General features: G+C 60.3%; 12 protein-coding genes and 1 other RNA gene. 5 read left to right on the top strand and 8 right to left on the bottom strand.

Going from position 1 to position 15423, the window contains the following annotated elements; all coding sequences use genetic code 11:
• Nucleotides 1-52: 52 nt before the first annotated feature.
• From QPJ95_RS09940 to QPJ95_RS09920, 5 genes are all read right to left on the bottom strand, one after another.
• Complete coding sequence (locus QPJ95_RS09940) at nucleotides 53-1633, bottom strand: ABC transporter ATP-binding protein (RefSeq protein WP_270919181.1); 1581 nt, start codon at nucleotides 1631-1633, stop codon at nucleotides 53-55.
• Complete coding sequence (locus QPJ95_RS09935) at nucleotides 1630-2736, bottom strand: ABC transporter permease (RefSeq protein ID WP_270919182.1); 1107 nt, start codon at nucleotides 2734-2736, stop codon at nucleotides 1630-1632. The genes QPJ95_RS09940 and QPJ95_RS09935 overlap by 4 nt, the downstream gene beginning before the upstream one ends.
• The gene (locus tag QPJ95_RS09930) at nucleotides 2737-3822 is read right to left on the bottom strand and encodes a microcin C ABC transporter permease YejB (RefSeq protein ID WP_270919183.1); all 1086 of its coding nucleotides are present in this window, start codon (nucleotides 3820-3822) and stop codon (nucleotides 2737-2739) included.
• Nucleotides 3823-3831: 9 nt separating this feature from the next.
• Nucleotides 3832-5745 carry an extracellular solute-binding protein gene (locus QPJ95_RS09925; RefSeq protein ID WP_390923624.1) on the bottom strand — a complete coding sequence of 638 codons (1914 nt, stop codon included), beginning with the start codon at nucleotides 5743-5745 and terminating at the stop codon, nucleotides 3832-3834.
• A 331-nt stretch (nucleotides 5746-6076) separates the two neighbouring features.
• Complete coding sequence (locus tag QPJ95_RS09920) at nucleotides 6077-6583, bottom strand: c-type cytochrome (protein WP_270919184.1); 507 nt, start codon at nucleotides 6581-6583, stop codon at nucleotides 6077-6079.
• Nucleotides 6584-6702: 119 nt separating this feature from the next.
• Between QPJ95_RS09920 and QPJ95_RS09915 the strand changes: the two genes are divergently transcribed.
• Entirely contained in the window at nucleotides 6703-7536 is an 834-nt protein-coding gene (locus tag QPJ95_RS09915; RefSeq protein WP_270919185.1) for a prephenate dehydratase, read from the top strand.
• Between the two features lie 102 nt (nucleotides 7537-7638).
• Here QPJ95_RS09915 and QPJ95_RS09910 read toward each other — a convergent pair whose 3' ends face one another.
• Complete coding sequence (locus QPJ95_RS09910; protein ID WP_270919186.1) at nucleotides 7639-8106, bottom strand: SRPBCC family protein; 468 nt, start codon at nucleotides 8104-8106, stop codon at nucleotides 7639-7641.
• A 60-nt stretch (nucleotides 8107-8166) separates the two neighbouring features.
• Nucleotides 8167-9150 (bottom strand): NAD(+) diphosphatase, encoded by a 984-nt coding sequence (gene nudC / locus QPJ95_RS09905; protein ID WP_270919187.1) that lies wholly within the window; start codon nucleotides 9148-9150, stop codon nucleotides 8167-8169.
• Nucleotides 9151-9467: 317 nt separating this feature from the next.
• Here nudC and QPJ95_RS09900 point away from each other — a divergent pair, with 317 nt between their 5' ends.
• The 3 genes from QPJ95_RS09900 (at nucleotide 9468) to rsgA (ending at nucleotide 12706) form a co-directional block, all read left to right on the top strand.
• On the top strand, nucleotides 9468-11321 hold the full coding sequence (locus QPJ95_RS09900) for a 5'-nucleotidase C-terminal domain-containing protein (RefSeq protein ID WP_270919188.1): 1854 nt from the start codon (nucleotides 9468-9470) through the stop codon (nucleotides 11319-11321).
• A gap of 53 nt (nucleotides 11322-11374) precedes the next feature.
• An RNA gene (gene ffs / locus QPJ95_RS09895) (signal recognition particle sRNA small type) lies at nucleotides 11375-11473 on the top strand.
• Nucleotides 11474-11680: 207 nt separating this feature from the next.
• Entirely contained in the window at nucleotides 11681-12706 is a 1026-nt protein-coding gene (rsgA, locus tag QPJ95_RS09890; protein ID WP_270919189.1) for a ribosome small subunit-dependent GTPase A, read from the top strand.
• Between the two features lie 19 nt (nucleotides 12707-12725).
• On the opposite strand, the gene QPJ95_RS09885 is transcribed toward rsgA, so the two are convergent.
• Nucleotides 12726-13253 (bottom strand): protein-tyrosine phosphatase family protein, encoded by a 528-nt coding sequence (locus tag QPJ95_RS09885; protein WP_270919190.1) that lies wholly within the window; start codon nucleotides 13251-13253, stop codon nucleotides 12726-12728.
• A 274-nt stretch (nucleotides 13254-13527) separates the two neighbouring features.
• Between QPJ95_RS09885 and QPJ95_RS09880 the strand changes: the two genes are divergently transcribed.
• Entirely contained in the window at nucleotides 13528-15363 is a 1836-nt protein-coding gene (locus tag QPJ95_RS09880) for a DNA polymerase III subunit gamma/tau (RefSeq protein ID WP_270919191.1), read from the top strand.
• Nucleotides 15364-15423: the final 60 nt, after the last annotated feature.

Raw genomic sequence — 15423 nt, 5'->3', positions numbered from 1 at the left:
CGGCAGCAACGTCGGGCCTATGGTGCATTTACCATCCAGAAAACCTAGGCTTTTACCGCGCCGCGGCCAGTAGTGTGCGGGTATATTGGTGTTGCGGATTGACAAAGATGTCCTCGGCAGAGCCCGCCTCGACGACATCGCCCTGCTTCATCACAATCACTTTGTGCGACATCGCCCGCACCACGTTCAGATCATGCGAGATGAACAGATAGGCCAGCCCGTAGCGACGTTGCAAATCGCGCAGCAGATCGACGATCTGCACCTGCACCGTCATATCCAGCGCCGAGGTCGGCTCGTCCAGAACCACCAGTTTGGGGCGCAGCACCATAGCGCGGGCAATGGCGATACGCTGGCGCTGACCGCCCGAGAACTCATGCGGATAGCGATCCATCGCGGCCGGGTCCAACCCCACCTCACGCATTACCTCAGCCACCAGATCACGCGGCTCGCGGTCCGGCTCGATCCTGTGAATCGCTACCCCTTCGGCGATGATCTGCGCACAGGTCATCCGGGGCGACAGCGACCCAAACGGATCCTGAAACACGATCTGCATATCCTTGCGCAGCTGTCGCAGATCCCGTGTGGAATATTTACGCAGGTCGTCACCGTGAAAGCTCACCCCGCCCTCAGAAGCGATCAGCCGCATCACCGCCAGCGCCATTGTGGTCTTGCCAGAGCCGCTTTCGCCAACAATGCCCAGCGTCTCGCCGGCCCGTACCGCGATCGACGAAGGATTGACCGCCTTGATGTGACCGACGGTGCGTTTCAGCAATCCGCGCTGGATCGGGAACCAGACCTTCAGATCGTCGGTGCGGATCAACTCGGCGGCGTTCTCGGGCACCGGATCAGGATAGCCGGTCGGCTCAGCCGCCAGCAGCATCTGGGTATAGGGGTGCTGTGGCGCGTCAAATATCTCGGCCGTGGGGCCGGCCTCGACGATCTCGCCGTCTTTCATCACGCAGACCTTGTCGGCAATACGGCGCACGATGTTCAGATCATGGGTGATGAACAACAACCCCATGCCCTCGCTGGTCTTCAACTCTCCCAGCAGGTCGAGGATCTGCGCCTGAATGGTCACATCCAGTGCCGTTGTCGGTTCATCCGCGATCAGGATATCGGGCCTGTTGGCCAGTGCCATCGCGATCATGATGCGCTGCCGCTGACCGCCGGACAATTGATGCGGATAGGCGCCCAGACGCTCCTCGGCGTCGCGAATGCCCACCTTGTTCAGCAGCTCCAGGATCAGCACCCGCGCTGCCGCACCCGCCAGCCCCTGATGCAGCGCCAGCGATTCCGCCAGCTGCTTTTCAATGGTGTGCAACGGGTTGAGAGAGGTCATCGGCTCTTGGAAGATAAAGCTGATATCATTGCCCCGCACCTGCATCAGTTGCTGCGCATCGGCACCGATCATTTCCTGACCGTCGTATAGAACCGAGCCCTCAACCATCGCGCTGTCGCCCAGCAGTGACACCGTAGACAGCGCGGTGACGGATTTGCCCGAGCCGCTCTCGCCCACCAGCGCCACGGTTTCACCGCGGTCCACGGTAAAGGACACGCCTTTTACCGCCATCGTGGTCTTACCGTCCTGACGAAAAGAAACACGCAGGTTGTTCACTTGCAAAAGCGCGCTCATGAGAAGGTCTTTCGGGGGTCAAATGCATCCCGCAGGCCTTCAAAGATGAAGACCAGCAGCGACAGCATGATGGCAAAGGTAAAGAACGCGGTGAAGGCCAGCCAGGGGGCCTCGAGGTTCTGCTTGGCCTGCAGCGTCAGCTCTCCCAGCGACGGCGCCGAGGACGGCAACCCAAAGCCCAGAAAGTCGAGCCCGGCCAGCGTTCCGATGGTGCCAGTGACGATAAACGGCATGAAGGTCAGGGTTGCCACCATCGCATTGGGCAGCATGTGACGGAACATGATGGTCACATTGCCCACCCCCAGCGCCTTGGCGGCGCGGACATATTCCAGGTTGCGGGCGCGCAGGAATTCCGCGCGCACCACGCCCACCAGCCCGGTCCAGCCAAACAGGATCATCAACCCGACCAGCAGCCAGAAACTGCGGCCCAGAATGGCGAACAGGATGATGATCACATAGAGCTGCGGCGTGGCGCTCCAGATCTCGATCACCCGCTGGAACACCAGATCGGTCCAGCCGCCGAAATACCCCTGCACCGCGCCAGCAAGAATACCCAGAACCGAGGCGGCACCGGTGACCATCAGGGTGAACAGGATCGACAGGCGAAAGCCGTGGATCACCCGCGCCAGCACATCACGTTTGGTGTCGTCGGTGCCCAACCAGTTCTGCCCATTGGGCGGCAGCGGCGCTGCCCCGGGGCGGTCAACGGTGGTGTTATAGGAATAGGGGATCAGCGGCCACAGGGTCCAGCCCTGCGCAAAACCATCGGCCTGGTAGCTGCCTGCATCAATCTCCGCGATGATCGCCTCAGGCTCATCAAAACAGTCCTCGATCCCGCCCGAAACAATCAGGCATTCGACCTCGGGGTCGCGATAAATCGCCTCGGTCTGGAAATCACCACCAAAGGCGGTTTCGGGATAGAAGTTGAACACCGGCGCGAAAAGCTCACCGCGATAGCTGACCAGGATTGGTTTGTCATTGGCGATAAACTCGGCACAGAGCGTAATGCCAAACAGCACCGAGAAAAGGATCAGCGACCAGTAGGCGCGGTTGTTGCGGCGAAAATTGCGCCAGCGACGCTGGTTCAGTGGAGACAGTGCCATTTAGCCCTCCCGCTTCTCGAAATCGATGCGCGGGTCAACCAGCACATACATCAGGTCGGAAATGATCCCGACCACCAGGCTCATCAAGCCAAACACAAACAGGGTGCCAAAGATCACCGGATAGTCGCGCGCCACTGCAGCCTCGAACCCCATGCGGCCCAAGCCATCAAGCGAGAATATGGTCTCGATGATCAGCGACCCCGAGAAGAACACACCAATGAACACCGCCGGAAAACCGGCAATCACGATCAGCATCGCATTGCGGAATACATGACCATACAGCACCCCGGATTCAGACAGCCCCTTGGCGCGGGCGGTGATCACATATTGCTTCTTGATCTCATCCAGGAACGAATTCTTGGTCAGCAGCGTCATGGTGGCAAAGGCGGCGATGGTCGAGGCCAGCACCGGCAGTGCGATGTGCCAGGCATAATCGGTGACTTTGCCAACCAGGCTGAGCTGCTCCCAGTTGTCCGAGGTCAACCCGCGCAATGGAAACACCTGCCAGTAGGAACCGCCGGCAAACAGCACCAGCAGCAGGATGGCAAACAGGAATCCGGGGATTGAATAGGCGGCAATGATCATGCCGCTGGTCCAGGTGTCAAACCGGCTGCCATCGCGGATCGCCTTGCGGATGCCCAGCGGGATCGACACCAGATAGGCAATGATCGTCGACCACAGGCCCAGCGAGATCGACACCGGCATTTTCTCCATCACCAGCTCCAGCACGCCAATCTTGCGAAAATAGCTCTCGCCGAAGTCCAACCGGGCGTAGTTGCCCAGCATGATAAAGAACCGCTGCAACGGCGGCTTGTCCAACCCGAACTGCTCCTCCAGTTCTTTGATGAACTCGTCCGGCAACCCGCGCGATCCGACATAGCGGTCATTGCCGCTGTCGCGCATTGTTTCCACGTCCGAGCCACCACCGGCAAAGCCCTCAAACACATCACCACCGCCCTGCATTTCGGCGATGATCTGTTCCACCGGCCCGCCAGGGACAAATTGCACCAGGGCAAAGTTGATCACCATAATGCCCAGCAAGGTGGGGATGATCAGCAAAAACCGGCGGAGAATATAAGCAGCCATGATGCGCGCCTACCGCAAGGCGCCGGAGGAGATCAACGCTGCGGCGCGATCCCCGTCGATCCACCACAGGTCGTCAAAGCCCAGCGCAAAAGGTGGCAGGTTGGCGGGGAACTTATACATGTCCCAATAGGCCACCCAGTATTTGCCCAGATACCAGGTCGGCACCATGATCCGTTTCGACAGCAACACCCGGTCCAGTGCCCGCGCATTGGCCTGCAATTCTTCGGTGGTTGTGGCCGCGATGATATTGTCAATCAGCGGTTCGATATCGGATCCATGCACGCCTGTCGGGTTGAACAGTGAATAAGCCGCTTCGTCCTCGCCATACATCTGGTACAGCCCGGTCGAGGGTTGCAGAGAGCTGCGATAGCCCGCCACCATCATGTCAAAATCCCGGTCGCGCCGCCGCGCGGTGAACTGTGCATTGTCGATCCGGTTATAGTGGGCGTCGATGCCCATGATCACCAGGTTATCAACATAGGGCTGAATGATCCGGTCCAGCGTTGGCTGGTCTGACAAAAACTCAACCCTCAGGGTTTCCCCTGCGGCGTTGCGACGGATGCCATCATCGCCAACCGCCCAGCCGGCCGCGTCCAGCAGCGTCATCGCCTTGCGCAGATTGCGGCGGTCATTTTGCCGTTTGGCGCTAGAGTCATGCGCGGTGATGGCTTCACTGGTCAGGATCTCCGGGTCCAGCGCATCACCCAGACTTTGCAGGATTTCCAGCTCGCGCCCCTCGGGCAGGCCTGTCGCTTGCATATCAGTGCCCTGCCAGAACGAATGGCGCTGCTGGAACAGCCCATATTGCAGGCTTTCATTGGTCCATTCAAAATTGAATCCCAACTGAAGCGCTGCGCGCACCCGAATGTCGCTGAACTGTGGCCGGTCCAGGTTAAACACAAAGCCACTGGCCCCCGGAGGGTTGCCGTCAAAGAAATCCCCCTTGATGACATTGCCCGCGTGCAGCGCAGGAAAGTCATAGGCGGTGGCCCAGTTTTTAGAGTTGTTTTCCTGACGCAGGGTGAAAGCACCGGACTTAAACCCCTCCATCGCGGCGACGGAGTCGGTGAAATACTCAATGCGGATGCTGTCATAGTTGTAACGGCCAATGTTCACATTGACCTTGTCGCCCCAGTAGTTCGGGTTGCGCTTGTAGACCACGCGCCGGTTGATGTCGTAGCTCTCCAGCATATAGGGGCCAGAGCCAATGCCCGGATCCAGACGCGGCTCGTCCAGGCGACGGTTTTCAGGATCGGCCTCGAACCAGGCCTTGGAGAAAATCGGCGTGCCACCAACCTGGCTGATCATCCCACGCCGCGGAAAATCGGGGGAAAAATAGAACTTAACCCGGTGCGGGCTCAGCGCTTCGGCCTTTGGGATCATCTTGCGGACAAATTCGGCATAAGATTTCAGCCCCTGATCCAGCAGGATATTATGGGAAAACACCACATCATCAGCGGTGACAGGTGAGCCATCCGAGAACACCGCCTCGGGGCGCATGTTGAAGATCACCCAGTCCTGACTTTCCGGATACTCAAGGCTCTCCGCTACCAGCCCATAGGCTGATCCCGGTTCATCATAGGAGGAGATCAGCAAGGATTCAAAATGCTCGGTCGAGCGCGCCGCGCCGCGCCCCTTGCGGGTATAGGGGTTGAAACTGTCGAAGGTCCCCTGCGCGCCATAAGACAGCTCACCGCCACGGGGGGCATCCGGGTTCACATAGTCAAAATGAGCGAATCCCGCCGGATATTTCAAATCGCCAAACTCAGAAAAACCGTGACTGGTGATGATTCTCTCCTCGGCGCGCAGCAGGGTGGTGAAACCCAGCATCACAATCAGCCCCATTGCCAACACGCCAAGAGCATTTTGCCCCATCTTGCGATCCATCACGCGGGTATCTGCGACGCTGCGGGGTTTGCTCATCTGCCAATCCTTCCATGCCTGACCCACATTCGATCAGGCTTGCCTCTCCAAGCTAATGGCCCAGAGTAGTAACATTCAAGTTGAGATTCCGTGATTTACGCGTGCGTTGGTCGCATTTAATCATTCAATCCCCCCTTCGGTGCTGAAAATTGAATAGCATCAAAACCAAGCCGGGCCCCGCGCAGCACATTATGGCGTGGCAACTGAGCTATTCAAACAATGCCGCCAATTCAGCAGCTGTTTTGCCCTGCTATTCCGGCGCGCCAGCGTCTCCAACGAAAAAAGGCCGCTGCACCTGGCAGCGGCCTTTTCATTTAGCACGATATCCGGATCAACCGTCCAGGCTCTCCAGATAGGCGATCAGGTTCACCCGGTCGCCCTGCTTCTTCAGGCCAGAGAATCCCATGGAGGTACCAGGAACGGCGCTCTTTGGCTTGGTCAGGAATTCGTCCAGACGCTCACGGGTCCAATCGCCACCAAAGGCAGACATCGCCGCCGAGTATCCACCAAAGCCATCGGCGGAACCAACCGCACGGCCAACCACACCATAAAGATACGGGCCGGTGGAATTTTTTCCGTCTTCCAGCTTATGACAGGCGGAACATTTCTTAAAGACCTTGGCCCCTTTGCCAACATCAGCCGCGCCCATCAGCTCATCAAAGCTAACCTCCGCCACTTCTACCGGCTCATCGGCCTCTTCCACTTCAATCACATAAGACGCCTCGCCATGAGACTCCATGTGATAAATTCCTTCTGCTGCCCATTTGCCCAAAAGGAGTACCAGCAACGTGCCGCACAATGCTGCGGACGCTTTGGTAATGGTCATTGTGTCAAACATGGTTGCGCTTCCATTTCATATAACTGAAGCGGTGTCTAAGGCTTCCCCTGCCAACTGGCAAGGTATAGACACTGCGATGAAATGCCCATTATCAGATCTTTTGCACGGAATTCGCACAAATGACCGGGAAAATTGCCATCCAGGGAGAGCTTGGCTCTTACAGTCACGAGGCCTGTCGCAATGCGCGACCCGGGTTGGAGGTACTGCCCTGCCGCACCTTTGAAGACGCCATCGAGGCGGTGCGCGACGGCACCGCGCAACAGGCGATGCTACCGGTGGAGAATTCAACCTATGGCCGGGTTGCCGACATCCATCGCTTACTGCCACACAGCGGGCTGCATATCGTCGACGAGGCCTTTGTGCGGGTTCACATCAACCTGCTCGCCGTGCCCGGCGCGACACTGGACGACATCCAGCAGGCCCATTCCCATCTGGTGCTGCTGCCGCAATGCGCCAGCTTTTTGAGTGAACATAAAATTCGCGGCCGGGTCAGCCCCGACAACGCCCGCGCCGCCCGCGAGGTCGCCGAACGCGGCGACATTCAGCACGCGGCCCTGGCCAGTGAATTGGCCGGCGAAATCTATGGCTTGAATGTCCTGGCCCGCCATATCGAAGACGAGGGCAACAATACCACCCGTTTTGTGATCATGTCCCCCGAGCCCAACACCACCCGGCGTGGCGCCCACGGCATGATCACCAGCTTTGTGTTCCAGGTCCGCAACATCCCGGCAGCGCTGTACAAGGCGATGGGCGGCTTTGCGACCAATGGCGTCAACATGACCAAACTGGAAAGCTATATGGTCGACGGCTCGTTCACCGCGACCCAGTTTTACGCCGATATCGACGGCCACCCGGACGACGCAAACGTCAAACTGGCGCTGGACGAACTGGCCTATTTCACCACCAATATCGAAATCCTTGGTGTCTTTCCGGCCGATAACGGCAGGTTTTGACCCTCTGTTGACGGCGTAGGGTGCGTGCTTGCACGCACCTTCAACCGGCCTCTGCGCCCACGGTGCGTGCCCGCACGCACCCTACAGGTGGTCAGAAGGCGGTCAGACCAGCCGGCCCAGCCGCTCCTCGGTCAGTTTGGCAAACTCGGCAACCCGCGTCTTAAACCGTTTGGTCAGCTTGCTCTTGGCCAGCTTCAACGACTGCACCAATAGCCTGCCGGACAAGGTTTTGGGGGTCAAATCCAGTGTCACCACCATCCGGGTGCGGCGCGGCGACAGCGGCATCAGCTCGATATCCAAACCACCCTCAATGCCGCCACCGTCCGCCGACAGGCGCAGTCTGGTCACCGGCTCGTAGTCGCTCAAAATCAGATGCATATCACGAGACCTGCCGCGAAAGGAAAACTGCACATCCCAGGCCAGGCCGCTGGCAGGGGCAGCAACATCCCCCATTCTGTGGACCTCGACACCGCGACGGATGGCCGAGCGCTCAAAACTCTCGAATTCGCTAACAACCAAGAAAACCTCGGCAATTGGGGCTTCAATATCTTCTTTACTGACAAACTTCATTTTATCCCCATCAAGCACTTCGTCACACCGGCACCATCAGATGCGACACTATTACTCGCTTCAATCCAGCGTATCCGCAAGCCAGTTTTGCAATAAGAAATGCGCAATTGAACCTTTCCGAGTGGGCCTGATGCCCGGATGGTCGCCCGCAAACACCGTCATCATATCCGCTCGGCTGATCCATAATGCGTCTTCGATCTCGCTGTGGTCAATAGTCAGCTCACGCCCCAGTGCAATCCCGGCGCAGCCAAACATCAGCGACATGGGAAAAGGCCAGGGCTGGCTGGATAGATAGGTCACGGCACCCACCTTCACTCCGGCCTCTTCCAGCACTTCGCGGCGCACTGCGGCCTCCAGCGTTTCGCCCGGTTCGACAAATCCAGCCAGCAGGGAATACATGCCCACGGGCCACCCCGGTGAGCGCCCAAGCAGAACCTGATCACCATGGGTGATCAACATGATCACCACCGGATCGGTGCGCGGGAAATGAGAGGTGTTACAGGCGGCGCAATTGCGCTGCCATCCGGCCTGCGCCACCTGACTGGGCTGACCACAGCAGGCACAGAACTGGTGACTTTTGTGCCAGGACAGCACCGCATTGGCGGTGGCCGCCAGTTCGGCCTCTAGCGGTGTCAAAAATGCCATCATCCTGCGCAATTCGGTAAACACCTGCCCGGTCGGCAAATCCGGGTGTTGTTGTTCGCTGGCATCGGCAAAACTGGCCAGCATGGCCTGATCCAGTGCATCCGGCTGCCAGCTGCTGATGTCGCAAGCAAACTGCGGCGCCCCGGTTGGTGCCAGGCCCAGGAATATGCAGTTCTCGCGATGGGACGCCGCCAGCGGGTGGTCCGGCCTGATCATAACCAGTTGATCCGGCGACGATCCGCGGCCGCTACGCGTGGACAATGGCTTGCCCTGCCAGACCAGCAGAACCGCAGCTGCCGGATCAGCCCATGCCGTCGCCAGAGCGCCTCTATCACCACGCAGATGCGCAGCCCGGTCCAGCCCGCCACCGCCAAAAGTCACCTGTTCTGCTCGCTTCACACTACGTTCCTTGTTTTGCGCCTAAACTCTGCCGCGCCCATAAATGACCGGCCAACCTCAAAATCGCATCACCTTCATTTTTTGCAAGCAACTATCGCCGCCGCATCTTGCAGGCTAGTCCTTGGGCTGCCACACATACAACTCCAAGCCCGAAGCTCAGGGGCTTGAACAGGGGGTCACCGCATCGACCTCATGGTTAAATATGTATGTAAATATGACTGGGCACAGGCCCCAATCACTGATTTCAGAACACCCAAGAAAACCGCTCAGAAAAGCGCGGCAGTGACAAGACAGGCGTCGAACGCATCGAACACGGCATGTTGACAGAACCCGACCCTCCCGATCTGCCACACCAGGTTAGCCTGCGTGTGCTGGCCACTACGGATCTGCACATGAACCTTCTTGGCTATGATTATTATGGCGACCGGGCAGACCCTGGTATTGGCCTGTCGCGTACTGCAACGCTGATCGCCAGCGCCCGTTCCGAGGCGTCCGGTTTTGGGGCGGCGACACTGCTGCTGGACAATGGCGATTCGTTGCAGGGCGCCCCGCTGGGAGACCAGCCCGAGGGCACCGCATTACATCCCCTTATGCGGGCCTTTCAAGTGCTGAACTATGATGCCATTGGCCTGGGAAATCACGACTTCAACTTCGGGATCGAGACGCTGGCGCATATCCTGAGAGATGCTCCCTGCCCTGCCATCTGCTCGAACATGACGGCAGAGACGCCCGAAACTGAACTGCCATTCACCGCCTCGGTGGTTCTGGAACGCCGCATTCCGGCGCATCCCAATGCACCGCCGGTCAGGATTGGCCTGCTGTCTGTACTGCCGGAACAAACCCTGCAATGGGATGCGCATCAGCTAAAGGGCCGCGTTCAGGTGATCAATATGGTGCAGGCAGCGCGCAGCACCAGCGCCACGCTGCGCGCCGCCGGGTGCGACGTGATTATCGCTCTTGCCCATACTGGTATCGGACATATTGCAGACCCCGACGACACGGAAAACGCATTGCAGCAGCTGGCCCTTATTGATGACATCGACGCTCTGATTGGCGGTCACACCCACCTGCATCTGCCCGACCCCGCCACTCCGATTGCCAAACCGGTGGTGATGCCAGGTGCATATGGGTCACATCTTGGGGTGATTGATCTGCAGCTGAGACACAGCCACGACGGCTGGACGCTGGCGGGCTGGGAGTGCGGTTTGCGCGCCATCGCTCAGCGCAGCGACACCGGAGAGTTGATTCCACAGGTTTCCGAGGACAGCACCCTGGTTGCGGCGCTGGAAAAGGACCACGCGGCCACCCTCAAGCGGATAAACCAGCCGGTAGGCCATTCTGCACAATCCCTGCACTCCTTTTTCACATTCTTTGCCCCCGACCGCGCCCTTGCTTTGGTGGCCAGCGCCCAGGCGGCGGCGCTGCGGCCGCTGCTGGCGGGCAGCGATGCAAGCGAACTGCCGCTGCTCTCGGCGGTGTCGCCCTGCAAATTTGGGGCGCGGACCGGCCCCAGCCACTTCACCGATGTGGCCGCAGGCCCGCTATGCCGCCGCCATGTGGCAGACCTGCATGTCTTTCCCAACGCCCTGAATGCCATCACTCTTTCCGGCGCCATGGTGGTCGAGTGGCTGGAAATGTCGGCCGGGCTGTTCAATCAACTTATCCCCGGCACGTGCAGCACCGCACTGGTCAATCCCGATCGGGCGGGCCATAATTTTGATGTGCTGCACGGGCTGGACTATCAGATTGACCTGTCCGTCCCTGCCCGCTTTCATGCCTCAGGGAAATTGGCGGAGCCGCAGGCCCATCGCATTCGCAACCCCCGCTGGAATGGCCAGCCGATTGATCCCGACCAACAGTTTGTCGTGGCGGTCAACAGTCACCGGGCGGTGGGGGGCGGCAATTTCCAGATGGTACTGCAAGCAAAACAGCTATCGCTGCCGAAACGGCCAATACGGGATATTCTTTACGACTATCTGGACGGCACCTTGCCCACCGATCCCCTGGCCGCCGCCGCACCGCCCTGGTGCCTGGCACGCCTGCCGGGTACGCAGGCTATTGTCTATACTGGCCCTGCGGCACGCGCTTACCTGGACGAACTGGCCCATCTGGACCTCGCAGCGCCCAGGCTCACCCCAGATGGCTTCCTGCAGCTGCAAATTCCATTGTAACTCCACAGCACGCACCGCTTGTCTTTCACTCCGCAGCCGCCTATATCGGGATTCGAGAGGTTGGCGCGGGCAGGCGCCTCGCCAACCTGGTCAGATCCGGAAGGAAGCAGCCACAACGAGCCCCGCTTGGGTCGATGTCCAGCCTCTCACCTAAAACCCCTTGCAGTGCTGGGGTGAACTTTTCGGAGCATCGCTCCCACAGCCTGATTTGGAGGGCCTGATGATTGTAGCAGTACCGACCCCTCAGGCAGCGCACTCCTGATCTGGCCCACGGCCAACTCTCTGCCTGAACACTCCTCCTGTTGTGATGCGCGCATGCCTTCGCTTGGGTCTTTTTACGTTCAATTACAGGCAGAGCCATGACGCTTACCTATTCAGACCTTGGATGGTCTCCCTTTTTTCAATCCCAGCAGGACGCCGATGCCGAGCTGACGGCCTATCGCATATCGGCGGTGCACCGAGACAAGCTGACCGGCCTGTCACCTGACGGCGAAATCCAGCTGCTGCCCGACCGGCTGACCGGCGAATTTGCCGTTGGCGACTGGGTGCTGGCCAATGACGCCCATCAGGTCTGCGAGCGGCTGGAGCGCCAGACCGAGCTGAGCCGCCGCGCCGCCGGAACCGACGCTCGTGTGCAGCTGATCGCCGCCAATGTCGACGTGCTGTTCATCACCACCTCTTGCAACGCCGATTTCAATCTGGCCCGGATGGAGCGCTATCTGACGCTGGCACACCAATCTGGCTGCTATCCGGTGGTGGTGCTGACCAAGGCCGATATCTGCGACGATGCCGCCGCCTATCGCGCCCAGGCCGAATCGCTGGCGACATCGCTCACCGTGCTGACCCTGGACGCCAAGAGCGCTGACGACGTCAGCCAGCTATTGGCTTGGGTCAAACCCAGCCAGACGGCGGCTTTGGTGGGCTCCTCCGGGGTGGGCAAGACAACCCTGACCAATGGGCTGACCGGCAGCACGGACGCCGTGCGCGATGTCCGCGAGGTCGATTCCAAAGGCCGCCACACCACCACCGCACGCTATCTGCGCCGCATGGTAAACGGCGGCTGGCTGATCGATACGCCTGGCATGCGCGCCCTGCGGATCATCGACGCCGACGAGGCGGTCGAAGAAGTGTTCTCGGACCTGACAGAGGTTGCCCAGTCCTGTCGGTTTAGCGACTGTGCCCATAGCGGCGAGCCCGGCTGTGCCGTCAAGGCGGCGCTGAAAGCCGGAACACTGGAGCAGGCCCGGGTTGACCGCTGGCAAAAGCTACAGCGTGACGAAGAGCGCAACACCGAAAACCTTGAGCAATCCCGGCGCCGCGACAAGGGCTTTGGCAAGATGATCAAATCAATGAAGCGTGACCACAAGGGGCGCAAAGGCTACTAAGCCACTGCGCGGCAAAGGATCAGCCCTGCGCCCGACGGCGGCGGCCGCAGGCCCATTTCATCTGCTCCGGCGTCTCCACCGCGCAGGGGCGCACCGCGCGCAGCCTGCTCAATGCTGTCTCTGGCGCCTCGCCGCATTCGATCATCAGCCGCAGCACCACCATGCCCGAGCGCCCACAGCCGCCACGGCAATGCACCAAGACCCGCCCACCTCCGACCAACGCCTTGCGCGCCATGTGGCTGACCGATGACCATTTCGTCAGAATATCGGGGGACGGCGTGCCGAAATCGGACACTGGCAGATGCACCCAGCGACTGGCCATGCTTTGAATATCACTGCCCAGTGTCGCCCCGCCGACAGCCACCTGCTCGGCCTCGGTGGTCATTGAAATGACCAGGCCCGGCTGCCAGTCGTGGATGTGATCCAGGTCGCCGCGATAATTGCCACCCGCCCCCGGCAATGGGCAAAGCGCCAAAATGCCGTCCGCCACCGAAAGCGCATAGATCACCAGTGCACTGCCCTCTGGCCTGATCTCCTCAGATTGCATTGTCTCTCCCTGCCGGCCTGCGCCTGTGCTGTTACCCGTGTCCTAGCTTCCATTGACGTCAATCCAGCCAACTGTAACCGCAACACAGGGTTGCACAAAAATGTTTTTATGTAGGTGGGCGGTCAGTCTGGGCCAGTAAAGTGCGGAAACTGCCGTTGCCGGGTGCAAAACAACAGGACCACCGCCAGCACTGCGGCAACAGCGGTGGACGAAGCGGGCCGGCTTGCATACCCTGCGCTGAACCAGAATGTTCCCGAATCCGGCACGAGTACACATGAGCGACACAAGCACCGACGCAGGCCCCAACGCAGGCCCCGAAACCGGACCTAGCCCCTACCAGGTTCTGGCCCGCAAATATCGCCCCGAGACCTTTACCGATCTGGTCGGTCAGGACGCCATGGTGCGGACGTTGAAAAACGCCTTTGCGGCAGACCGGATTGCCTCGGCCTTTATCATGACCGGCATTCGCGGCACCGGCAAAACCACCACCGCTCGGATCATTGCCAAGGGCATGAACTGCATCGGCCCGGATGGCACCGGCACCCCGACAACTGAGCCCTGCGGTGAGTGTGAGCATTGCACCGCCATCATGCAGGGCCGTCATGTTGACGTGATGGAGATGGATGCGGCCAGCCGCACCGGTGTCGGCGATATCCGTGAAATCATCGATTCGGTCGCCTATCGTGCGGCCTCAGCCCGTTATAAGATCTACATCATCGATGAGGTCCACATGCTGTCGACCTCTGCCTTCAACGCGCTGCTGAAGACACTGGAAGAGCCGCCCGCGCATGTGAAATTCATCTTCGCCACCACAGAAATCCGCAAGGTGCCGGTGACGGTGCTGTCGCGTTGCCAACGCTTTGACCTGCGCCGGATCGAGCCCGAGGTGATGATCGCGCTGATCAGCAAGATCGCCGCCGCCGAAGGGGCGCAGATTTCCGATGACGCACTGGCGCTGATCACCCGCGCCGCCGAAGGCTCGGCCCGCGATGCCACCTCACTGCTGGATCAGGCGATTTCCCACGGCGCCGGCGAAACCTCAGCCGATCAGGTGCGCGCCATGCTGGGGCTGGCCGACCGGGGCCGAGTGCTGGACCTGATCGACATGATCCTGCGCGGCGATGCCGCCGCCGCGCTGACCGAACTTGGCGCCCAATACGCCGAAGGCGCCGATCCGCTGGCGGTGCTGCGTGACCTGGCCGAGATCACCCATTGGGTCTCGGTGGTGAAAATCACCCCGGATGCCGCCGAAGACCCCACGATTTCGCCTGATGAACGCAGCCGTGGCAGCAAAATGGCGCAGGCGCTGCCGATGCGGGTGCTGACCCGGATGTGGCAGATGCTGCTCAAGGCGCTCGAGGAAGTCTCGGCGGCACCCAACGCCATGATGGCGGCTGAAATGGCAGTGATCCGGCTGACCCATGTGGCCGACCTGCCCAGCCCCGAAGAGCTGATCCGAAAGCTGCAGGACATGCCAACCCCGCCCCCCGCAGCGCCGCCCTCTGGTCCCCCACCTGGTTCGGGCGGTGGCGGGCCGGGCACTGGAATGGCAAGCGGTGGCGGTGCCACCATGGGCAGTGCCTATACCAGCGGTCCGTCCGGCACCGGCGGCGCTGTGGCGTCAGGTGGCAACGGCACATCACTGGCCCTCGCCCCCCAGGCGGATGCGGCACTGGCGCGCTATCCCAGCTTTGAACATGTGGTCGAGCTGATCCGCACCCAGCGTGATGTAAAACTGCTGGTCGAGGTGGAAGCCGGTGTGCGGCTGGTGTCCTATCAGCCGGGCCGCATCGAGTTCACCCCCAGCGACAGCGCCCCTCGCGATCTGGCGGCCCGGCTGGGAACCGGCCTGCAGGCCTGGACCGGCAGCCGCTGGACCGTTTCGATTGTCTCGGACGGCGACGCCCAGACCATCGCCGAAAAGAACGACGCCGCCGAGAATGCCTTGCGCACCAAGGCCAGCGCCCACCCCTTGGTGCAGGCGGTGCTGGCCAGTTTCCCCAAGGCCACCATAAAGCGCATCCGCACCCCCGAGGAATTGCAGGCGCAAGTGGCCGCCGAGGCGCTGCCCGAGGTGGAAGACGAATGGGATCCGTTTGAGGAGGAATAACCCTCAGCTTTGTCGCCCTGTCCACATGGGCAGAAGTTTGTGACACAGCTTAGCCCCTCT

This window comes from Parasedimentitalea psychrophila, assembly GCF_030285785.1.
GTDB lineage: Bacteria > Pseudomonadota > Alphaproteobacteria > Rhodobacterales > Rhodobacteraceae > Parasedimentitalea > Parasedimentitalea psychrophila.
Note: the sequence above shows the minus strand (reverse complement) of the source record. Positions and strands in the feature narration are given on the sequence as shown.

Bases quoted from the DNA above. Each gene is read 5' to 3' on its own strand.
- QPJ95_RS09940 (WP_270919181.1), bottom strand. From the start codon at position 1,633: ATGAGCGCGCTTTTGCAAGTGAACAACCTGCGTGTTTCTTTTCGTCAG.
- QPJ95_RS09935 (WP_270919182.1), bottom strand. From the start codon at position 2,736: ATGGCACTGTCTCCACTGAACCAGCGTCGCTGGCGCAATTTTCGCCGC.
- QPJ95_RS09930 (WP_270919183.1), bottom strand. From the start codon at position 3,822: ATGGCTGCTTATATTCTCCGCCGGTTTTTGCTGATCATCCCCACCTTG.
- QPJ95_RS09925 (WP_390923624.1), bottom strand. From the start codon at position 5,745: ATGAGCAAACCCCGCAGCGTCGCAGATACCCGCGTGATGGATCGCAAG.
- QPJ95_RS09920 (WP_270919184.1), bottom strand. From the start codon at position 6,583: ATGTTTGACACAATGACCATTACCAAAGCGTCCGCAGCATTGTGCGGC.
- QPJ95_RS09915 (WP_270919185.1), top strand. From the start codon at position 6,703: ATGACCGGGAAAATTGCCATCCAGGGAGAGCTTGGCTCTTACAGTCAC.
- QPJ95_RS09910 (WP_270919186.1), bottom strand. From the start codon at position 8,106: ATGAAGTTTGTCAGTAAAGAAGATATTGAAGCCCCAATTGCCGAGGTT.
- QPJ95_RS09900 (WP_270919188.1), top strand. From the start codon at position 9,468: ATGTTGACAGAACCCGACCCTCCCGATCTGCCACACCAGGTTAGCCTG.
- rsgA (WP_270919189.1), top strand. From the start codon at position 11,681: ATGACGCTTACCTATTCAGACCTTGGATGGTCTCCCTTTTTTCAATCC.
- QPJ95_RS09885 (WP_270919190.1), bottom strand. From the start codon at position 13,253: ATGCAATCTGAGGAGATCAGGCCAGAGGGCAGTGCACTGGTGATCTAT.
- QPJ95_RS09880 (WP_270919191.1), top strand. From the start codon at position 13,528: ATGAGCGACACAAGCACCGACGCAGGCCCCAACGCAGGCCCCGAAACC.